Origin of the sequence: Asticcacaulis endophyticus, from assembly GCF_014652575.1 — a bacterium.
GTDB lineage: Bacteria > Pseudomonadota > Alphaproteobacteria > Caulobacterales > Caulobacteraceae > Asticcacaulis > Asticcacaulis endophyticus.
In genome coordinates this window covers 126,411-144,604 of record NZ_BMZB01000002.1, presented here as the reverse complement: position 1 = coordinate 144,604, position 18,194 = coordinate 126,411, and the positions used below count along the sequence as shown (strand labels likewise).

The following is an 18,194-nucleotide window of genomic DNA, read 5'->3' as shown; positions in this document are numbered from 1 at the left end:
CCTGAGGTAACGGGGAGGATGCGCGAAACTTAGTCCGCGCTTTTCTCACCGGCCTGAAGGCCAGGCGAGAGCGTAATGATCTCGCCTACCGGCTCGATCATGAGGGGTTTGCCACCCAGGGCGGCATTAAAAGCATCCATGTCGATGGCTTTTTCCCAGCGGCTGACCACGACGGTGGCGACCGCGTTGCCGATGAAGTTGGTTATCGACCGGCACTCGGACATGAAGCGGTCAACGCCCAGAATAATCGCCATACCCGCAATCGGCACCGATGGCACAACCGACAAGGTGGCGGCCAAAGTAATAAAGCCCGCACCGGTGACACCAGCAGCGCCCTTGGACGACAGCATGGCTACCGACAGAAGGATCAACTGATCCCCCAGGCTGAGGTGGGTGTTGGTGGCCTGAGCGATAAACAGTGCGGCCAGGGTCATATAGATATTGGTGCCGTCGAGGTTAAATGAATAGCCGGTGGGAACCACCAGACCGACGACCGGACGGGCACAGCCGGCCTTTTCCATTTTTTCCATCAGGCTCGGCAGGGCCGATTCCGATGATGATGTCCCTAAAACCAGCAACAACTCGGCCTTGAGATAGGCGATCAACTTGAAGATCGAGAAGCCGTTAAACGCGGCGACCGCCCCCAGAATAACCACGACGAACAGACCGGATGTCAGATAAAACGTCCCCACCAAAGCCGCCAGATTCACCACCGAGGCAATGCCGTACTTACCAATCGTAAAGGCAAAGGCGCCGAACGCGCCGATAGGGGCGGCCTTCATCAGGATGTGCACCATGCGGAAGATGGCATGGCTGGCGGACTCCAGGATATTGACGACGGGCTTGGCTTTTTCACCGATCAGGATCAGTGAAATACCAAACAGGATGGCGACAAACAGCACCTGCAAGATATTGCCATCCACGAACGATGAAACAAAGGTATTCGGGATGATGCCCATCAAAAAGCCGGTAATGGTCGATTCATGCGCCTTGGCCGCGTATTCTGTGACCTTCTCGTTATGCAGGGTGCTGGGGTCGATATTCATCCCGTGGCCGGGCTGCACGACATTGGCGACGATCAGGCCGACAATCAGGGCCAGGGTTGAAAAGGTGAAGAAGTAGGTAAACGCCTTCCACGTCACATTGCCGACGCCCTTGAGGCTGCCCATGCCAGCGATGCCGGTAACGATCGTCAGGAAGATGACCGGAGAGATGATCATCTTGACCAGCTTGATAAAGCCATCACCCAGCGGCTTAAGCGCCTCACCGGTTGCCGGATAAAAATGGCCAATCAGAGCGCCAATGGTGATGGCAATGATCACCTGCGCATAAAGGTGGGTGTACCACTTGCCCTTTTTTGCGACGCCATCAGACGTCGGCGTCGTTGAGACGTACGCCATATTGTATCCTCCTGTTCGGTGGGCGGTCACGTTGGCTTTCCGCCAGCGCCGCATTTCCTCTGTCGAGTGCTCTTATGGATGCGCACCTCGTGACCTCAGTATTCGCCCTGGGGATATTGCGGTTCAAGCCGCCTGGAAATAAAATTTAAGTATTTGTTTTATTTTTATAATTCTAAAAATTAGAGCATTTAACAAAGTATTTTTGTGTGGAATTACGCCAGATTTTTCTTAGGATGTGCTTATTTCCACACAACCAGTGTTGTATCCATCAGGGCTGAAGTTAGGCTGGATTAGACCATATCGGCTGAAAGCTACGTGACGCCTTTGAGTAAAACTTAGAAGCGCAAGCGCGAATAGCCGACGGCGGGTGTCACGCACAAATCGATGGCGCAGGTGAAGCGTCTCGACGCGATACCACACATATCGACCGTCACGGAAAGCGGTCGCTAAGTGGGACCGGTCTGGCGCTCCACTTTGGTGTCATACCTGATCGCAGGCTTGTCTATGAGGGGCAGGTGGAAGACAGTCTACGTCGTTATCTGCAATTCAACCGCAGCGCGGACCATAGACGACGGACCTCAAACCGGAGCCTAAGCCAACTTGCGAGACGCCTCGCTGACGTTCTTAGCCGCCATATCGATTTGTGAGGTTGCCCCTGATATGGATGCGATATTCTGAGTTATCGCATCGACTTTCTGAGAGGCATTTTGCATGCTGGCAGCGATATCGTTGATGACAGCCGTCTGCTCCTCCATGGACGCAGATATGTTGCCCGAAATGTCACTAATCTCGGTGATGGTGCCCGTAATCTCTGAGATGGCGTCGACAGCCGCCCGCGTAGAGTCCTGCACAGCAAGGATTTGAGCAGATATCTCACTCGTGGCTTTGGCGGTCTGGGTCGCCAAGTTTTTGACTTCCGAAGCCACGACGGCAAAGCCTTTACCCGCCTCGCCGGCTCGCGCCGCTTCAATGGTGGCGTTCAGCGCCAACAGATTTGTTTGACTGGCGATTGTGCTAATGAGTTCTACGACAGCGCCGATCTTCGCCGTAGCCTCGGCGAGCCCTTCAACGATCGTGTTCGTTACACCGGCCTGACCTACAGCCTGCGACGAGATTTGCATCGCATGACTCACGTGGCGGCTGATCTCCATCACAGAGGCAACCAACTCCTCGGCGCCGGCGGCGATCGACTGAACACTCTCAGAGGTCTCCATCGACGCCGCGGCCGCATCGCGGGCCTGATCATTGGCTTCGGATATACCCTGCGCTACTTCTTTCAGGTCGGCGTCTATCCCCTTTTGAATCGCGGCTCGGGTCAGTCGCTCCTGGACCTGCGCCGTCGTGTCTGTAGCAAACTTGACCACCTTGACCAGGCGCCCACTCGCATCGAACACCGGGTTGTAGGAGGCTTGAATCCACACCTCCCGCCCCGCCTTCCCTAAGCGTTTGTATTCCGCCGCCTGGAACTGACCGCTGCGCAGCGTATCCCAGAACTGGCGATACTCAGCGCTTGCCGCATAGGCTGCATCGACGAACAGGCTATGTTTCTTACCAACGATTTCAGCCCGGCTGTAACCCATAACGTTTAGGAAATTATCATTGGCATCGAGGACGTTGCCCTCCAGGTCGAACTGGATAACCGCCTGGGCGCGATTGATCGCATTAATTTGCCCCTCGAAATCGGCGGTTTGACGCTTTTGCTCCGTTATATCCGTTGCCACTTTTACGATGCGTTCCGGCTTTCCATTGCTTCCCAGGACAGGGGTGTAGGCACCCTGTATCCAAACCTCATGTCCACCCTTGCCGAAACGTCTGAACTCAGCGCGCTGATACTCACCCTTGGCCAGCGCCTGCCAAAATTCGCGGTACGCCGCCGATTGGCTATACGCCGGATCGACGAAAAGGCTGTGGTGTCGGCCGACGATTTCGGCCAGACTATATCCCATAGCTTTCAAAAATTGATCGTTTGCCGTGACGATGGTGCCGTCCAGGGCAAATTCGATCGTGGCTTGCGATTTTGAAATCGCGTCAAGCATGGCTTGCGCCCGAGACCCAAATAAACGCATAACCTGCCTCGCAACAATAGATTAAGTGATACAAATTGCGATAACAGTGCTCTCTTCGGGGTTAAATTATAGTGAACAATAGATTTACAAGCAATGGTACCTCTTTAGATTGAAATTCAAGAAAGGTAAGTCTTTGCCACTATTCTGGAATGGCAAAAGTTACATGGGTCGCTCACGTCAACTCCTAGACTAGGATTTTACGGCATTTAACGGGTTAACTCAAATACAATGATACCAAGGCATTTTGCACACCGGTTCTAAATTCGCGGCAATATCGCACCCTATTTCAATCTGTGGCAACAGAACCCACTAAGCTTGATTTGAGTCGATCACCTGCGCGGCACTATGCGTCGACCTTTTTCAGGTTCATCATCGTACGTTGTGAGCTGGTCCGCGCCAAGAGGCTGTACAATTGGCACGTCTCTCGTCTTTTAAAGCTTTATTCGTCGCTGGAACGACGAATAATTTGTCATTTTAGCTTTCACCTAATCGCTTTCCCTACACTGACCGTTACTGAACGGGTCGAGCAGCGACCGGCAGTTCCAGCCTATGGATGTGGGCGAAATCTACCGTGCCGGGATGATACCCCGGCCAGAAAATGATTCGGATTTTGTGCTTATATCAACACACATTCATGGTTTATATGTGCACATTTCCACACAAAATATTTTTTGCTAGAAAAATAACCCTGCCATTTCATAGGTTTGGCGAAAACGCCAAATGTGTTGGGACTGTGGCAAATGCGTTTTAGCCTCAGCGTGCAAATCGCAGTGACATAGAAATGTCATTGCGGCGCGCGGTTACGGCGGCACCACAACCCAAAACAGCGATCCCATAATTCCCACCGACGCGCATTGAAGTCACGCACCCAAAAACGGATGCAAACCAGCCTCGGCAGGCGCTCCCTGCTCCCCAGGTAAACTTCGACGCATATTTGCCGCGACGTTTCGCCACGCGTGTCTTGGCACACCCATCAAATCCTCCCCCCCCCGTCGGAGACACTCATGCGCTTCAAAGACCTCAATATATCGCTCAAGATTATCAGCGTTCTTGCCCTACTCACCCTCACCACGATGGGCGCACTGGGCTACTTCGCCGTCACGTTTCGATCGGTTAACTCGACCTATTCTGATCTCACCACGGCCGATTACCCCGCCCTGGTCGCCCTGTCACGGGTAAGCCAGCGAAATGCCTTTATTGCTCAAAATCTCTATAAACTGTCCCTACTCCAATGTCCGTCCGAGGCCTGTAAAGCCCCGGAAGAGGCCGTCAGGACATCGGTCGTGGAATCAGAGCAGTTGATTGACAAGGCCACTAAGGCACTCCCCGAACATGGTGATACGCTGAAAGAGCTGGGCATCGCCCGGAGCGAAGTTGCGCGCGGCGCCGAAAGCAGCCTGGCATTCCTGACCAGCGGCAATGTCAGTTCCGGCCTTGCGGAACTCGCCAAGCTGGAGGCGTCTCAACTTAAGTTCCGGCAAATCATTCGCCCCCTTTTGGACAAGGTCGAAGCGAATGCCAATGAGACTACATTGGCCGTCACAGCCAAGGCAAACCAGACGCTCACCTGGGGACTAACCCTCGTGGGCCTCATTGTTCTCGGCGTCGTGGGCTTGGCGCTCTGGATGGCGCGATCCATGATCGCGCGCCCGATCATGGACGTGGTTAGCCATATGGACCGTATGTCGAAGGGCGAACTCAATGACACGATTGCGGACGATGGCCGCAAGGATGAAATCGGTCAGATGAACAAGGCGCTGACCCTGTTTCAGACTGGTCTCAGAGAAACCGAGACCTTGCGCTTTCAAGCCGCCAAGCAAAAGGAACAAATCGAGCGCGAACGGCGCGCCGGCATGCTGGAACTCGCCGATTCGTTCGAGCAATCCGTTGGCGGCATCGTAGCCCTTGTGGCAAGCGCGGCTACAGAAATGCAGGCCGCTGCCACCCAACTCACCTCGACCGCCCAGGAGACATCGGCTCAGTCGATCGCCGTATCTGCGGCCGCCGAAGAGGCAGGCACCAATGTGACCTCTGTGGCTTCAGCCGCGGAACAGCTCGGTGCGTCGGTCAGCGAAATCGGTCGTCAGGTCGACACCTCGGCAGTGTCGTCCGCCAACGCCGTACGCGAAGCCGATGCGGCCGTTAAAATTGTTTCAGACCTAAAAGACGTCGCTACCAGCATTGGCGGCGTTGTCGACATCATTGCCGGCCTTGCGGGCCAAACTAACCTTTTGGCGCTAAATGCGACCATAGAGTCGGCCCGTGCTGGAGAGGCTGGGAGAGGTTTCGCTGTTGTCGCCTCTGAGGTCAAGGCACTGGCAGGCCAGACCGCCAAAGCCACCGACGAGATCTCTGCTAAAATCGCCCAGATTCAAGATGCCACCGGCAATGCCGCCAGCGTCATCCAAAGTATTACCGGCACCATCCAGAATCTCAACACGACGAATGCGGCTATTGCCTCGGCTGTAGAACAGCAGTCGGGTGCGACCCACGAGATCATCCAAGCCGTCAATCAGGCATCGCTCGGCACACAGGAGGTGACTATCAACATCTCCGGTGTGGCCCAAGCCGCCGAACAGACGGGCGAAGCGGCCTCGCAAGTACTCAGTGCATCCAGCGAACTCTCACTACAGGCCGAACGTCTCCGCCACGAAATGGACCGGTTCCTCGCCAATGTCAGGGCAGCGTGATGAACGACCAGCCCCATAGCGAAAAAGTGGTGCCGCTTCGGCCGAACATTCATAGGGCTGACGCCGCCCAGGCCAATCAGGACATCAACCCTAACCGGCTGCGGGCCACCGCTTTGGCAAATCTAAATGGACTTAAGGTGGAGTGCCATCACCTCAGTGTCGCCATGAAACCGCACGCCCCCGTTGAGGTCGCCCGGATGATAGCCGGGCTAGAGCTGTTCTCCCAAAGCTTCGTCGACGTGCTCAACAAGTTAGAGCAGGCCAAGGCGAAGCCCACCTTCCCCGATGGTAAACTTTAGACGCTGAAGACCATCGCACGAGGATTGCCCCTTGTGCGGTGGTTCCAGCGTGCCAGGCCTTCAGTCGAGCCCGGATGCCGCGCGCGTCAAGTTCTCCCCCGCCAAGGCCTCGATCAATTCCAGCAGTTTTCGTCGGCATTTCGCATCCTTGACTGCGGGAAAAGCTTGAGCCAGAGCAATTCCCTCTCGCGACACCAGGAAGGCGCGTACATCGCTGGCGGAGAACGATATCGCAAAGTCGGCGAGCGAGCCTCCTTCGCGCAAGCCTTGGTAAAATACAGTGGGCTCCAAATCGAGCACGACCGCTATTTCATAAAGCTTGGATGCGCTGATCCGGTTTCCGCCGCGTTCGTATTTCTGAACCTGCTGAAAGCTGACGCCAATTTTGTCGGCCAGACGCTCCTGGCTAAAGCCACGCAATTTTCGCCATTTACGCATCTGGGCGCCAACATGGATATCCACGAAATGAGGTTGGTGTTCGTCCGGAGGAATACCCATCGTCACTATCCTTCGCTTCGTTTGCAATTCTCCGCGCCAACAGCCGCGGTCACATGTACCAGGTCCCCTCGACGCAACTCACCACGTCATTATCCTACCGCTTAAGTGTGGTGTGGCTTGGTAAGGCGACAGTTAAAAAATGCCGCGTCGCGCTGGCCACCGTCGCGGTAAATTGACGTGAAAATAGTCATTTCCAGATCATCGACCGTAATACGTGTAAAAAATGGTCATTCACCATTATTTTCAAAGCCCAGACAGGCTCTGTGCCTGAGCAGGCAGCGGGTAGTCCGCAACCTTCGGAGTGACCGAACGGCAGGGGTTGCGGCAGCATGCCCAGCGCTACCACCCACGCGCCTGCGCACACGTAACATCCAGAGACAGAGGAGGGTTTGGACTTCGTGACGGTTAAGGCTGGAAGAGAGGCTTCCAGTCGCCGCCACGGAAACTCAGACCATGAACAAGCCGCTGACGAAACTTATCCTGTCGCCGTCGCGTGACATACCGTTCGAGAAACTGCGACTGACCCAGTCTAATGTCCGACGCATTAAGGCCGGACAATCCATCGCAGAACTGGCTGAAGACATTGGCCGGCGCACCCTCCTGCAAAGCCTGAGTGTGCGGCCCATCCTGGACGACAAGGGCGTGGAGACCGGGCTCTACAGCGTGCCCGCCGGTGGAAGGCGTTACCGGGCGCTGGAACTTCTGGTTAAACAGAAGCGTCTCGCCAAAGACGCACCCGTAAACTGCATCGTGCGTGAAGACGGCATCGCCGAGGAAGACTCCCTTGCCGAAAATACACACCGGCTCGCCCTCCACCCGCTAGATCAGTACCGCGCCTTTAAGACCCTCGTCGATCAGGGTCTCAGTGAAGAGGACATCGCGGCTCGCTTTTTCGTGTCGGTAACCGTGGTCAAGCAACGCCTGAAACTGGCAAGCGTGGCCCCGAGCTTGCTCGACATCTATGCCGACGATGGCATGGCGCTGGAGCAATTGATGGCGTTCTCGGTCACTGACGACCATGCGCGTCAGGAAATGGTCTGGCAGGCCATACAAGGTATCTCCTGGCAGCAGGAACCCTATCACATCCGCAGACATCTCACCGAAAACAGTGTGGCCGCCACCAATAAGCGTGTGCGGTTTGTAGGTCTCGATGCCTATGTCGAGGCGGGCGGCATCGTCGAACGCGATCTGTTCAATGACGATGCCGGCGGATTTTTGCAAGACCCTGTCCTGCTCGACACACTCGTTGCCGACAAACTGCGCTCTGCAGCCGAGACCTTGTCCGCCGAAGGTTGGAAGTGGGCCGAGATCGCCATCGACCTGCCCTATGGCCATGCCAATGGCCTGCGTAAGCTTAAGGGGACACCGGAGAAACTGAGCGCCGCGGAGCAGACCGAATATGATGCCCTGCGCGAAGAGCTTGATACTCTCCTTGACGACTATGCTGACGAGGAGGCTTTTCCCGAGGCGGTCGACGAGCGTTTGGGCGTGATAGAGGCGGCTATAGAGCGTTACCAAAACCGCCCGACCCTCTATGATCCCGCCGACATCGCCCGTGGCGGGATATTCCTGACCATTGCCCACGACGGTGCCTTGAAGGTCGACCGGGCTTACATCCGTCCGGAAGATGAGGCGGCGCCGGAAACCTCAGCCGACGACGGGGTAGTGAGCCGCTCAGTCGACGACGACGGGATCACCCCCACCACGATTATCACGGCGGCTGGCGAGCGACAGCCTGCCGAGGACGAAGACGATGATGATCCCGTCAAACCGCTGCCCGACCGGCTATTGGGTGAACTGACGACGTATCGCACCGTGGCGCTGCGCAATGCCCTGGCCAATAACCCACACGTCGCCCTTACCGCACTCCTGCACAAACTCGCAGGAGATCTGTTCCTGCGCGACGGTGGCGGGTGCCTCGAAGCCCGGATTTTCCATCCCTCGCTTCAGGCGCAGGGTCCAGATCTCAAGGACAGCCCATCAGCACAAGCCATTACCCAACGGCATGAAACCTGGCAGGCACTGGTGCCGGGCAATGAGAGCGCGCTATGGTCGTGGGTGGACGGGCTCGATGAGACAACGAGGATGGCACTGCTAGCCCACTGCGTGTCCTTCGGGGTCAACGCCCTGCACCAAAAGATCGACAAATATGGCAACGGCACGGTGACCCGCCAGGGTTTGCAAGCGCGTATGGGACAAGCCGACCGCTTAAGCGCCGCCCTCGATCTCGATCTCGTCGTGTCCGGTTGGCGACCAACGACCGATAACTATCTGGGTCGCGTCACCAAGCCACATATTCTTCAGGCGGTCAGGGAAGCGCGCGGCGAGCAGTTTGTCGGCATGATCGATCACCTGAAGAAAGGCGACATGGCCGCTGAAGCCGAACGGCTGCTGGACGGGACCGGGTGGCTACCCGCACCCCTCCAAATGTCGGGTATCAGTGACCGCGAACCCCATCTCGAACCGGACGCGGGCATGGAGGTCGGCGACGACCTGCCGAGCTTCCTGATGGGAGACATGGACGACGATATCAGCGGCGACGAGGACAGCCCTGACCCTGAAGATGAGGCCGCCGGGCCACTGGCGGCCGAGTAACGGCAAACGCGGGCCTTGGCAAACGCTGTGGCTCGCCCTTTCCCTACCTTCCCATGTCCTCGGCGCCGGCCCGACGGGTTGGTGCCTTTCCTGTCTGGAGATCACCATGTTCCAATGGCACTTAAGTTGCGCCTATAATGAAGCGCAGAAAGCCAAATTTCATGCCGCGGCACGCACCCGCCTTCGCCAACTCGCCAAGGCGCTCGACCTGCCGGCCGGGCGTTTCGATATTCGCTCAAATCGTGGGGGCATAGCGGTCAGCGGCGAAATCACGCTGCACGCCGATACCCTCTATATTCAGATCAGCCAGCCCAGCTTCGGATCGCGCAACGGTGTCTTGATACGTACATGTCAAGGCCGCCGCGACTTTACGGGCGGGCCCAACACTTTCGCCGATCTTGAGCGACTCGAAGACCCCAAGCTATTGGCCTCATTTATCAAGACCGTGACCGGCGTCAAACGCCAGGCCTCGGCGTTCGGGGTTGCGCCGGAAGCAGCCCCACGGCCTGATGTGGCCAGAGGGGGATGACATGGCTGATTATTATACCCAGTTCGCCTGTAAGCTTGAGCTGGGCTCGTCGGAAAACGTGCGCTGCGCCATGGCCCTGTATCATGAAATGACCACCGAACTTAGCGACGATGGCCGTGACATCGGCTTCAAGATGAAGATCGGCAGCGATGGTCTGTGCACGTGGCTATCGATTTACGACGATATCAGCGGTAATCCGGAAAACGTCATCGATTTCGTGCGTCGCTGCGCCCGCGCCCTGCCCCTTACCGGGCTTTGGGGTTTTGAATGGGCCAACACCTGCTCCAAATCCCGCCTCGACGCCTTCGGCGGCGGCGCCCATGTCCTGACCCTGGCGACGGGTGAGACGGTCGCGTGGATCGACACGCATCTATGGCTCCAACAACACCTGGATACGACCTGAGCACCTGGCACCTGGGCTCTGGCCTTCTCTTCATCCTCCTCAGTTCCCGGACCATGTTCCGGGCAATACTCGTACTGGACCTTTGATCATGGCCATACCTGACAGCTACCCCAAGAATTTCAACACGCTTCTGCGCGCCGCCAAGAACGGCCATCTGGCGCTCCTGGCATGCACAGATGCGACAACATGCGAGCCGCGTTATGTCCTATGCGCGGTGGCCCAGGACGGCGAAACCCTTTTTATGACACCCTTCGGTCACTTGGCCGACGGCGACCCCTATGAGGCCTATAGACCGCCTGAAACCTATAACGTGTCTGTGCCGAGCAGATTTAAAAGCCAAGCTTCTCGCCGGCTGCGTACCGAAACGCCTCGATATCGCCCCACGACGAGGCCGATCGGTCCATCATGTGCCCGAGCGGCACGCACACATAGCGCGCCAGGCGCTTAAAGACCGCGATCCGTTCCTCAGGCCCAATCAGCGTCTCAAGGCGTTTGCCGACGTGCACAATGTTGTGGCGAAGGCCGTCATTGGGGCCGCTCACGCCGCCGCGGCTGCTCAAATACTTGAAATCCTCCATGATAGCTTCATAGTCGGCCAGATCCTTGGCCACATGGCGTCCAATGGCTCTTTTAGCGTCGGCCATGCCCTGATAGCGATCGGGTTCAGCCAAAAATTCTATCAGGTTCATGAGCTGAATGAACTTGGCCGTTTCGGTGCTGGCTTCCAGGGCTTGCGTATAAAGCATCAACCCCTGGCGCGCGATATGGCCGACCTCCCCATGGGCCAGCGGTTCGACCGACACATGGGCGCCAATCTCCAGTCCGAGGCCGACCACGATCTGATGAGTAATCACCTCGCCGGCAATGATGTAGCTCTCATGGTCTTCAAGCGCATAGAAAAGGCCCGCGGAAAACTGTGACGGCGATAGCAGGCCAACCTTGCCCGGCAAGGTTACCGTCGTGAACGGGTTGCAATAATGAAAGCGTACCAGATCGAATACGCGTTCGCCGCAGGCCATGGCCTCTTCCAAAATGCTGAGGTGATCGGCATGAGTGGTAGGCCCCAGGAACCGGTCCCAATTCACGTCGATGGTAAAGCCGAGCAGCGCAGAGTTGAAAAAGGCCTCGGCCGTAACTTGGGTTGCGTGACTTTTGAGCCAGGCGAGATCCTCACCGGTCGCCTCAAGCACGCGCTGGCCGTCGTCAGTCGTCGTACCATAGCGTCGCCAAGCCTCTTCATACGCTTCCTCCGGCACCGAGACGACGCGCAAGTCCTCCCGTGTCAGATGCCCCGCCGGATAGAGGACAAACCCTGGCGAAATTTCCACCGGCCGTTCAAGCGACACCCGGCCGACCGGCAGCAGACATAGCTTTGTGCCCGCCAGTAGCGCCGCATGGAAGAACAGTCTGGGGTTTAAATCCTGGGTCATGAGGATCGCGGAAAGCTCGGCATTCACGGTGGAACATAGAAAACGGACGCCTTTGAGGGGCAAAGGCGTCCGTCGCATGGCGCCGGAATCGGGGGGGATGATACCGGCGACAGGTCAAGATACCGGACCCCACATCACAACGCCAAGACGAAACCGGCACCTCGGTAACACAATTTTGTCAACGCTTGAGCCCCAGGGTTCGCCTCGTCATCTGCGCTCCGGAGTGAGAGGGCATCGGGATGTCTGTGACGGTTTAGGTCGGGAGAGAGGCTCCCGATAACCGTCATGGAGAGCCCCCACATGACCCCACTCATCACGCCTGACCAGATGGACGCCCTGCTGGCTAATGGCGCACGCGCCGCAACAGGTAACAGTATCGATCCGTTTCCAGTTGTTAAGCTGTTCACACCCGATGCCGGTGCCACCTGGCTGATTACGGAGGCTGATCCGGAATATCCTGACATCCTGTTTGGGCTTTGCGATCTCGGCATTGGCTGTCCAGAGCTTGGGTACGTCCGACTGTCGGAAATCCAAGCGGTGCGGGGTGCGCTGCGCCTGCCCGTCGAACGCGACCTCTATTTTAAGGCCGAACATAGCTTAAGCTTTTATGCCGATCTGGCCCACCACGCGCGACAAATCGTTCTGGCGTAGCGGCAAACGACAATTTGTCATAACACCCGACAAACGGCCGGGATTTCTGGGTTCGACGCTTAAGCGTCGAACCCTTTTTTGTACCTGAGATGAGAGTCAGAGGTTGGCCGGAATGGGGGGAACCGAAAGGGGCGAGAGAGGTCGTCCCGGTTCCTGTGTTCACCCCAAACTGAAGGTCTACGCCCATGACACGTCCCCATACCCTGCAATCTATCAGATCTACGACGCCCGTTCCCGTTATCGACGCCGCGCGGGCCCTGCTGCCCCATCTCGAAAAGGGTCAGCCCATCGACAATAAACTGTTGGCCCATACCTTGACCCATGCCTTTGGCGGCAGCGATGCGCAAGGGATCTGGGACTGGAAGACAGCCTATGACGCCTGCGAAGCGGCAACTGTACTGTTGCTGCGCAAATACGGCCCCGCCCTGAAGGACAAGGCCAGGACACCCCAACAGCTCTTGAACATATTGGCGCGCCTCACTGCGCTTCTGCCAACGCACACCCGCCGATCTGAGGATTCTGAGACCTTCCAGCAATTCTCAACACCCGTCACCTTGGGTCTGTCGGCCACGACTGCGGCAATGATCACCGCCGGCGACGTCATTCTGGAACCTTCCGCGGGCACCGGGCTTCTGGCCGTCCTCGGCGAACTGTCCAGTGGACGGTTGTGGCTCAACGAACTGGCCGAGTTCCGCGCGGACCTTCTGCAACGCCTGTTTTGCGGCGACGCCTTGAGCCGCTTTGATGCTGCGCAGATCGACGACTATCTGCCCGACGACGTCAAACCCTCCGTGGTGTTGATGAACCCGCCCTTTTCCGCCATGGCCAATGTCGACGGGCGCATGAGCGACGCCGTCTACCGCCATATCGCCTCTGCCCTCAACCGGTTGGCCGACGGTGGGCGCCTAGTCACCATCACCGGCGCCAATTTTTCTCCGGAAACCCGCGCCTGGCGAGACGCCTTTATCAAGCTGCAGGGCAAGGCGCGCCTGGTTTTCATTGCTGCCATCGACGGATCGGTCTATAAAAAGCACGGCACGACCATCGATACTCGCCTCCTGGTGTTCGACAAGATACCCGCCGATGCGCCGGAATGCTTCGTGCCCTCCCTAGGATTGGCCCCCGATGCGGCCACCCTGCTCGACTGGGTTACCCGCCACGTGCCACCACGCGGGCCTGCCTCGGCTGCCCTGCCCGCCATATCTCCGCCGAAACCGCTGACACCGGCGCCACGCCGATCGGCCCTCAATGTCGTCTCCGCACCCGCCACACCGGAGCCACTTGCCGCGGAGCTGGTATATGAGACCCTTGACTGGGCGGTCAGCGAAGGCGGTCAACTGACCGAGGCCTTGTACGAGGGCTATAGCCTCCAGTCGATCCGCATACCTGAGGCCCGACCGCATCCGACGACCCTGGTGCAATCAGCGGCGATGGCCAGCGTTGCACCGCCCAAGCCAACCTATCGCCCGCACCTGCCAGCCGATGTCATCACCAAAGGTCTGTTATCCGATGCCCAGCTTGAAAGCGTGATCCTCTGCGGACAGGCCCACTCGGAACTTCTGGCAGGCTCGTGGTCCGTCGATCAGACCTACGATGTGGTCTCCGCTGCGCGAGATGACGTCGATAATGCCGTCAGGTTTCGCAAAGGCTGGTTCCTCGGCGATGGGACAGGCTCGGGCAAGGGGCGTCAGGTCGCCGGCATCGTCCTCGACAATTGGCTGAAAGGCCGCAGGCGCGCCGTGTGGATCTCGAAATCCGACAAGTTGCTGGAGGACGCTCAACGCGATTGGTCAGCCCTGGGCCAGGAACGCCTGCTGGTCACGCCGCTTTCGCGCTTCAAACAGGGTGCCACCATCAAGCTGGCCGAGGCCATCCTGTTTACCACCTACGCAACCCTGCGCTCCGATGAGCGCGGTAATAAGGCGTCACGGGTCAATCAAATCGTCGACTGGCTTGGCAAGGACTTTGACGGCGTCATCGTGTTCGACGAAGCCCACAGCATGCAGAACGCGGGTGGCGGCACCGGCGAACGGGGCGATATTGCCGCCTCCCAGCAGGGTCGGGCCGGACTGCGCCTGCAGCACGCCCTGCCTAACGCCCGCATTGTCTACGTCTCGGCGACGGGGGCGACCAGTGTGCAGAACCTCGCCTATGCTCAGCGCCTAGGCTTGTGGGGCGGCCATGATTTTCCCTTCGCCACCCGCTCCGACTTCGTCTCGGCCATCGAAGCCGGTGGCGTGGCCGCGATGGAGGTGCTCGCCAGGGACTTGAAGGCGCTCGGTCTCTACACCGCGCGCTCCCTGTCCTACGAAGGTGTGCAATATGACATGCTTGAGCATGAGCTGACCCCGGAACAGATCAACATCTATGACGCCTATGCCGGCGCGTTTGCCATCATCCATAATAATCTGAACGATGCCCTGGAGGCCGCCAATATCACGGGATCGGAGGGCACACTGAACGGTCAGGCCAAGGGAGCCGCGAGATCGGCCTTCGAGTCGGCCAAGCAGCGCTTCTTCAATCATCTGATCACCTCGATGAAAGCGCCCAGCCTGCTAAAATCGATCGAGGCCGATCTGGCAGCGGGCCACGCTTGCGTCATCCAGATCGTCTCTACCGGCGAGGCCTTGATGGAACGGCGTCTGGCCGATATACCGACGGACGAATGGAATGATGTGCAGGTCGACATTACGCCCAGGGAGTACGTCCTGGACTACCTCGCCCACTCCTTCCCCACCCAACTTTACGAGCCCTATACCGACGACAACGGCAACCTGTCATCGCGGCCTGTTAGCCTCGATGGCCAGCCAGTCCAATGCCGCGAGGCCGTGGCTAGGCGCGACCGCCTGCTAGAACACCTCGCCGCCATGCCGCCGGTGCCAGGGGCGCTCGATCTCATCGTCCAGCACTTCGGTACAGATGTCGTCGCCGAGATCACCGGACGCTCACGCCGTATAGTCCGCAAAGGCGATCGCCTGGTCGTTGAGAACCGTCCGGGATCGTCAAGTCTTTCGGAAACGCAAGGTTTTATGGACGACGTCAAGCCCGTCCTGATCTTTTCCGAGGCCGGTGGGACGGGACGGTCTTACCACGCGGCGCTTTCGGCTAAAAACCAACGGCTGCGGGTCCACTATCTCCTGGAAGCCGGATGGAAGGCCGATGCCGCCATCCAGGGGCTCGGCCGCACCAACCGCACCAACCAGGCACAGCCGCCACTGTTCAGGCCGGTAGCGACCAACGTCAAGGCAGAGAAACGCTTCCTGTCGACTATTGCCCGCCGGCTCGATACCCTGGGCGCCATCACCAAGGGGCAGCGCCAGACCGGCGGACAGGGTCTGTTTCGTCCGGAAGACAATCTGGAAAGCCAGTACGGGCGCGACGCCTTGCGCCAGCTCTATCAACACATATGGCGCGGTAAGGTTGACGGCTGCTCGCTCCAGGCTTTCGAAGCGGCGACCGGCCTTGTCTTGGGCGACAGCTCCGGTCTCAAGGACGAGCTGCCGCCCATCAACACCTTTCTCAATCGCCTGCTGGCCCTCACCATTGCCATGCAGAACATCCTCTTCACCGCTTTTGAGGATATCCTGACCACCCGTATCGAAGGTGCCATTGCGTCGGGCCTTTACGATGTGGGCCTGGAAACCTTGCACGCCCACGCCTCCGTCATCACCGACCGAAAAGTCATCTACACCCATCCGGCCACCGGCGCCCAAACGAGGCTCCTGACCATCCGGCAAAAACATCGCAATGCACCGCTCAGCCTCGACGATGCCCTGGCTCATCTGGCCGCTACGGGTGCCGTAATAATGATAAACAGCCAGTCCAAGCGCGCCGCCGTCAAAATGCCCACCTCCAGCCTGATTGATGAGGACGGCGGCATGGTGGCGCGGGTGCAACTGGTCCGGCCCATGGACACCTCGAAGCTGCTGGCCGACATGCTCGAACATACGCAGTGGGAAACCACGGATCTGGCGACCTTTACCGCCGCCTGGCAATCCGAAGTCGCTGACGTGCCGGAGTTTAACGAGGTCGATGTCCATGTCGTCGCTGGCCTGCTCCTGCCGATATGGAAACGCCTGCCCACCGACAGTGCGCGCGTCTATCGTTTGCAGACCGACGATGGTGAGCGGGTGATCGGCCGCAAGGTGCCCCCCGCCTGGGCCGCCGCGGCAACCGGCGAGCACCCGGCCCTCGCACCCATTGAGGCTTTCACGATGGTGCGTGAGGGCAAGGCCATCATCCATATCGCTGAAGGTCTGGAACTGAGACGGGTGCGGGTCATGCACGAGCACCGCATCGAACTGTGTGGATTTACCGAAGCCATGCGCGCCCGCCTGACCAGCTACGGCCTGTTCCATGAGATCATTGCCTGGAAGCTGCGGATGTTTGTGCCGACCGATGCCAAAGGCATCGACGTCCTTAGCCGCGTCCTCGCTCAATATCCGATAGAATCCCTGTCCGATCGGGAGGTCGCATGACCATGGGCGCCTCTGAAATAGCCTATCGCCTGGGCCAGGTGGCCTGGGCGGTATGCCGTCATTATCTGTCCAATGGTCATCAGGAAGGCAGGTATTGGCGGGTCGGTGATGCCCGTAACACAGCAGGTCAGTCTATGTTTGTCCGGTTGGCCGACGACCTGCGCGGCCAAAGGGCGGGCAAATGGCAGGATGCCGCCACAGGCGAGCACGGCGATCTGCTCGATATCATCCGCGAAACCTGCGGTCTGACCACTTTTGTTGAGGTACTGGCTGAGGGCCGGCGATTTTTGTCGATGCCGCCCCCCGCCCCAGACCTCAGTTTACCGGGCACTTCCACCGGTATCAGCAGGGTTCAAGGATCGCCTGAAGCCGCCCGTCGCCTGGTCGCCGCCTCGCAGCCCATTGCCGGCACCCTCGCAGAGACCTACCTTCTGGGTCGCGGCATCCGCTTATCAGGCGATACGTCGATGCTTCGGTTTCACCCGCGCTGCTACTATGGAGGTAAGGATGGCACGTCGCGCAAATCCTGGCCTGCCCTGATTGCGGCATCCGCCAATGACAACGGCGAAATTACCGGCGCGCATCGCACCTATCTTGACCCTGACGGCTGGCATCCGATACGCCTGGGCAAGGCCCCGGTCGCATCGCCCAAAAAGTCCATTGGGGAAATTTACGGCCACGGGATTCGCATAGGTCGGGTGGAGGATGTTATGGCCGTGGGTGAAGGTTTGGAAACCGTGGCGTCGCTGAGAACCGTGCTGCCGGGCATGCCAGTTATTGCGACCCTTTCGGCGTCGCATCTGGCGGCGCTCACCTTGCCACTGACATTGCAACGCCTGTACATTGTCCGCGACAACGATGCCGCAGGCTATGCCGCAACGGAACGATTGGCAGCGCGCGCTGATGACCTCGGTATAAGGCCTATCGTTTTGCCGCCTCAACTGGACGACCTGAATACAGATTTGCGGTTACTTGGTGTCGAGCAATTGCGAAGGCAACTCCTGTCGCACATTGTGACACACGATGCGTACCGATCCTTACGATAGTAAGTTGGCGGTATCCTACTCGTCCGCATTTAGCCTGTTGGCTCTTAGCAGACATTGGTTCGGCCCAGCATCGGACCAAACTGAGGAGTAATGTCGCTAGCTCCAGAAT

At 58.3% G+C, this 18,194-nt stretch carries 13 protein-coding genes; 9 read left to right on the top strand and 4 right to left on the bottom strand.

The features are described from left to right. Window positions 1-29: 29 nt before the first annotated feature. Window positions 30-1,400, bottom strand: a complete 1,371-nt coding sequence (locus IE102_RS09165) for a dicarboxylate/amino acid:cation symporter (RefSeq protein ID WP_189486208.1) — start codon at window positions 1,398-1,400, stop codon at window positions 30-32. Between the two features lie 590 nt (window positions 1,401-1,990). Next, complete coding sequence (locus IE102_RS09160) at window positions 1,991-3,436, bottom strand: methyl-accepting chemotaxis protein (protein WP_229807664.1); 1,446 nt, start codon at window positions 3,434-3,436, stop codon at window positions 1,991-1,993. A gap of 1,034 nt (window positions 3,437-4,470) precedes the next feature. Here IE102_RS09160 and IE102_RS09155 point away from each other — a divergent pair. Both IE102_RS09155 and IE102_RS09150 read left to right on the top strand, forming a co-directional pair. Beyond that, window positions 4,471-6,156, top strand: coding sequence for a methyl-accepting chemotaxis protein (locus IE102_RS09155; protein ID WP_189486206.1), 1,686 nt, complete (start codon window positions 4,471-4,473; stop codon window positions 6,154-6,156). After that, complete coding sequence (locus IE102_RS09150; protein ID WP_189486205.1) at window positions 6,156-6,455, top strand: hypothetical protein; 300 nt, start codon at window positions 6,156-6,158, stop codon at window positions 6,453-6,455. The genes IE102_RS09155 and IE102_RS09150 overlap by 1 nt, the downstream gene beginning before the upstream one ends. Before the next feature lie 60 nt (window positions 6,456-6,515). Here IE102_RS09150 and IE102_RS09145 read toward each other — a convergent pair whose 3' ends face one another. After that, window positions 6,516-6,953, bottom strand: a complete 438-nt coding sequence (locus IE102_RS09145) for a helix-turn-helix domain-containing protein (RefSeq protein ID WP_189486204.1) — start codon at window positions 6,951-6,953, stop codon at window positions 6,516-6,518. Window positions 6,954-7,406: 453 nt separating this feature from the next. Here IE102_RS09145 and IE102_RS09140 point away from each other — a divergent pair, with 453 nt between their 5' ends. From IE102_RS09140 to IE102_RS17865, 4 genes are all read left to right on the top strand, one after another. Further along, entirely contained in the window at window positions 7,407-9,548 is a 2,142-nt protein-coding gene (locus tag IE102_RS09140) for a ParB/RepB/Spo0J family partition protein (RefSeq protein WP_189486203.1), read from the top strand. Between the two features lie 106 nt (window positions 9,549-9,654). After that, complete coding sequence (locus IE102_RS09135) at window positions 9,655-10,077, top strand: hypothetical protein (protein ID WP_189486202.1); 423 nt, start codon at window positions 9,655-9,657, stop codon at window positions 10,075-10,077. A 1-nt stretch (window position 10,078) separates the two neighbouring features. Continuing rightward, the gene (locus tag IE102_RS09130; RefSeq protein ID WP_189486201.1) at window positions 10,079-10,480 is read left to right on the top strand and encodes a hypothetical protein; all 402 of its coding nucleotides are present in this window, start codon (window positions 10,079-10,081) and stop codon (window positions 10,478-10,480) included. Between the two features lie 88 nt (window positions 10,481-10,568). Next, window positions 10,569-10,928: a DUF6117 family protein gene (locus IE102_RS17865; RefSeq protein ID WP_229807663.1), complete on the top strand. Its 360-nt coding sequence runs from the start codon at window positions 10,569-10,571 to the stop codon at window positions 10,926-10,928. Here the strand turns inward: IE102_RS17865 and IE102_RS09125 are convergent. Continuing rightward, complete coding sequence (locus tag IE102_RS09125; RefSeq protein WP_189486200.1) at window positions 10,810-11,937, bottom strand: hypothetical protein; 1,128 nt, start codon at window positions 11,935-11,937, stop codon at window positions 10,810-10,812. The genes IE102_RS17865 and IE102_RS09125 overlap by 119 nt on opposite strands. Window positions 11,938-12,210: 273 nt before the next feature. On the opposite strand from IE102_RS09125, the gene IE102_RS09120 reads away from it, so the two are divergent. The 3 genes from IE102_RS09120 to IE102_RS09110 all read left to right on the top strand — a co-directional run bounded on the left by IE102_RS09120 (window position 12,211) and on the right by IE102_RS09110 (window position 18,085). Continuing rightward, the gene (locus tag IE102_RS09120; RefSeq protein WP_189486199.1) at window positions 12,211-12,561 is read left to right on the top strand and encodes a DUF2958 domain-containing protein; all 351 of its coding nucleotides are present in this window, start codon (window positions 12,211-12,213) and stop codon (window positions 12,559-12,561) included. 185 nt (window positions 12,562-12,746) lie between these two features. Further along, the gene (locus IE102_RS09115; RefSeq protein ID WP_189486198.1) at window positions 12,747-17,039 is read left to right on the top strand and encodes a strawberry notch family protein; all 4,293 of its coding nucleotides are present in this window, start codon (window positions 12,747-12,749) and stop codon (window positions 17,037-17,039) included. Further along, entirely contained in the window at window positions 17,036-18,085 is a 1,050-nt protein-coding gene (locus IE102_RS09110) for a DUF7146 domain-containing protein (RefSeq protein WP_189486197.1), read from the top strand. Before IE102_RS09115 ends, IE102_RS09110 begins: the two co-directional genes overlap by 4 nt. The last annotated feature ends 109 nt before the right edge of the window (window positions 18,086-18,194 follow it).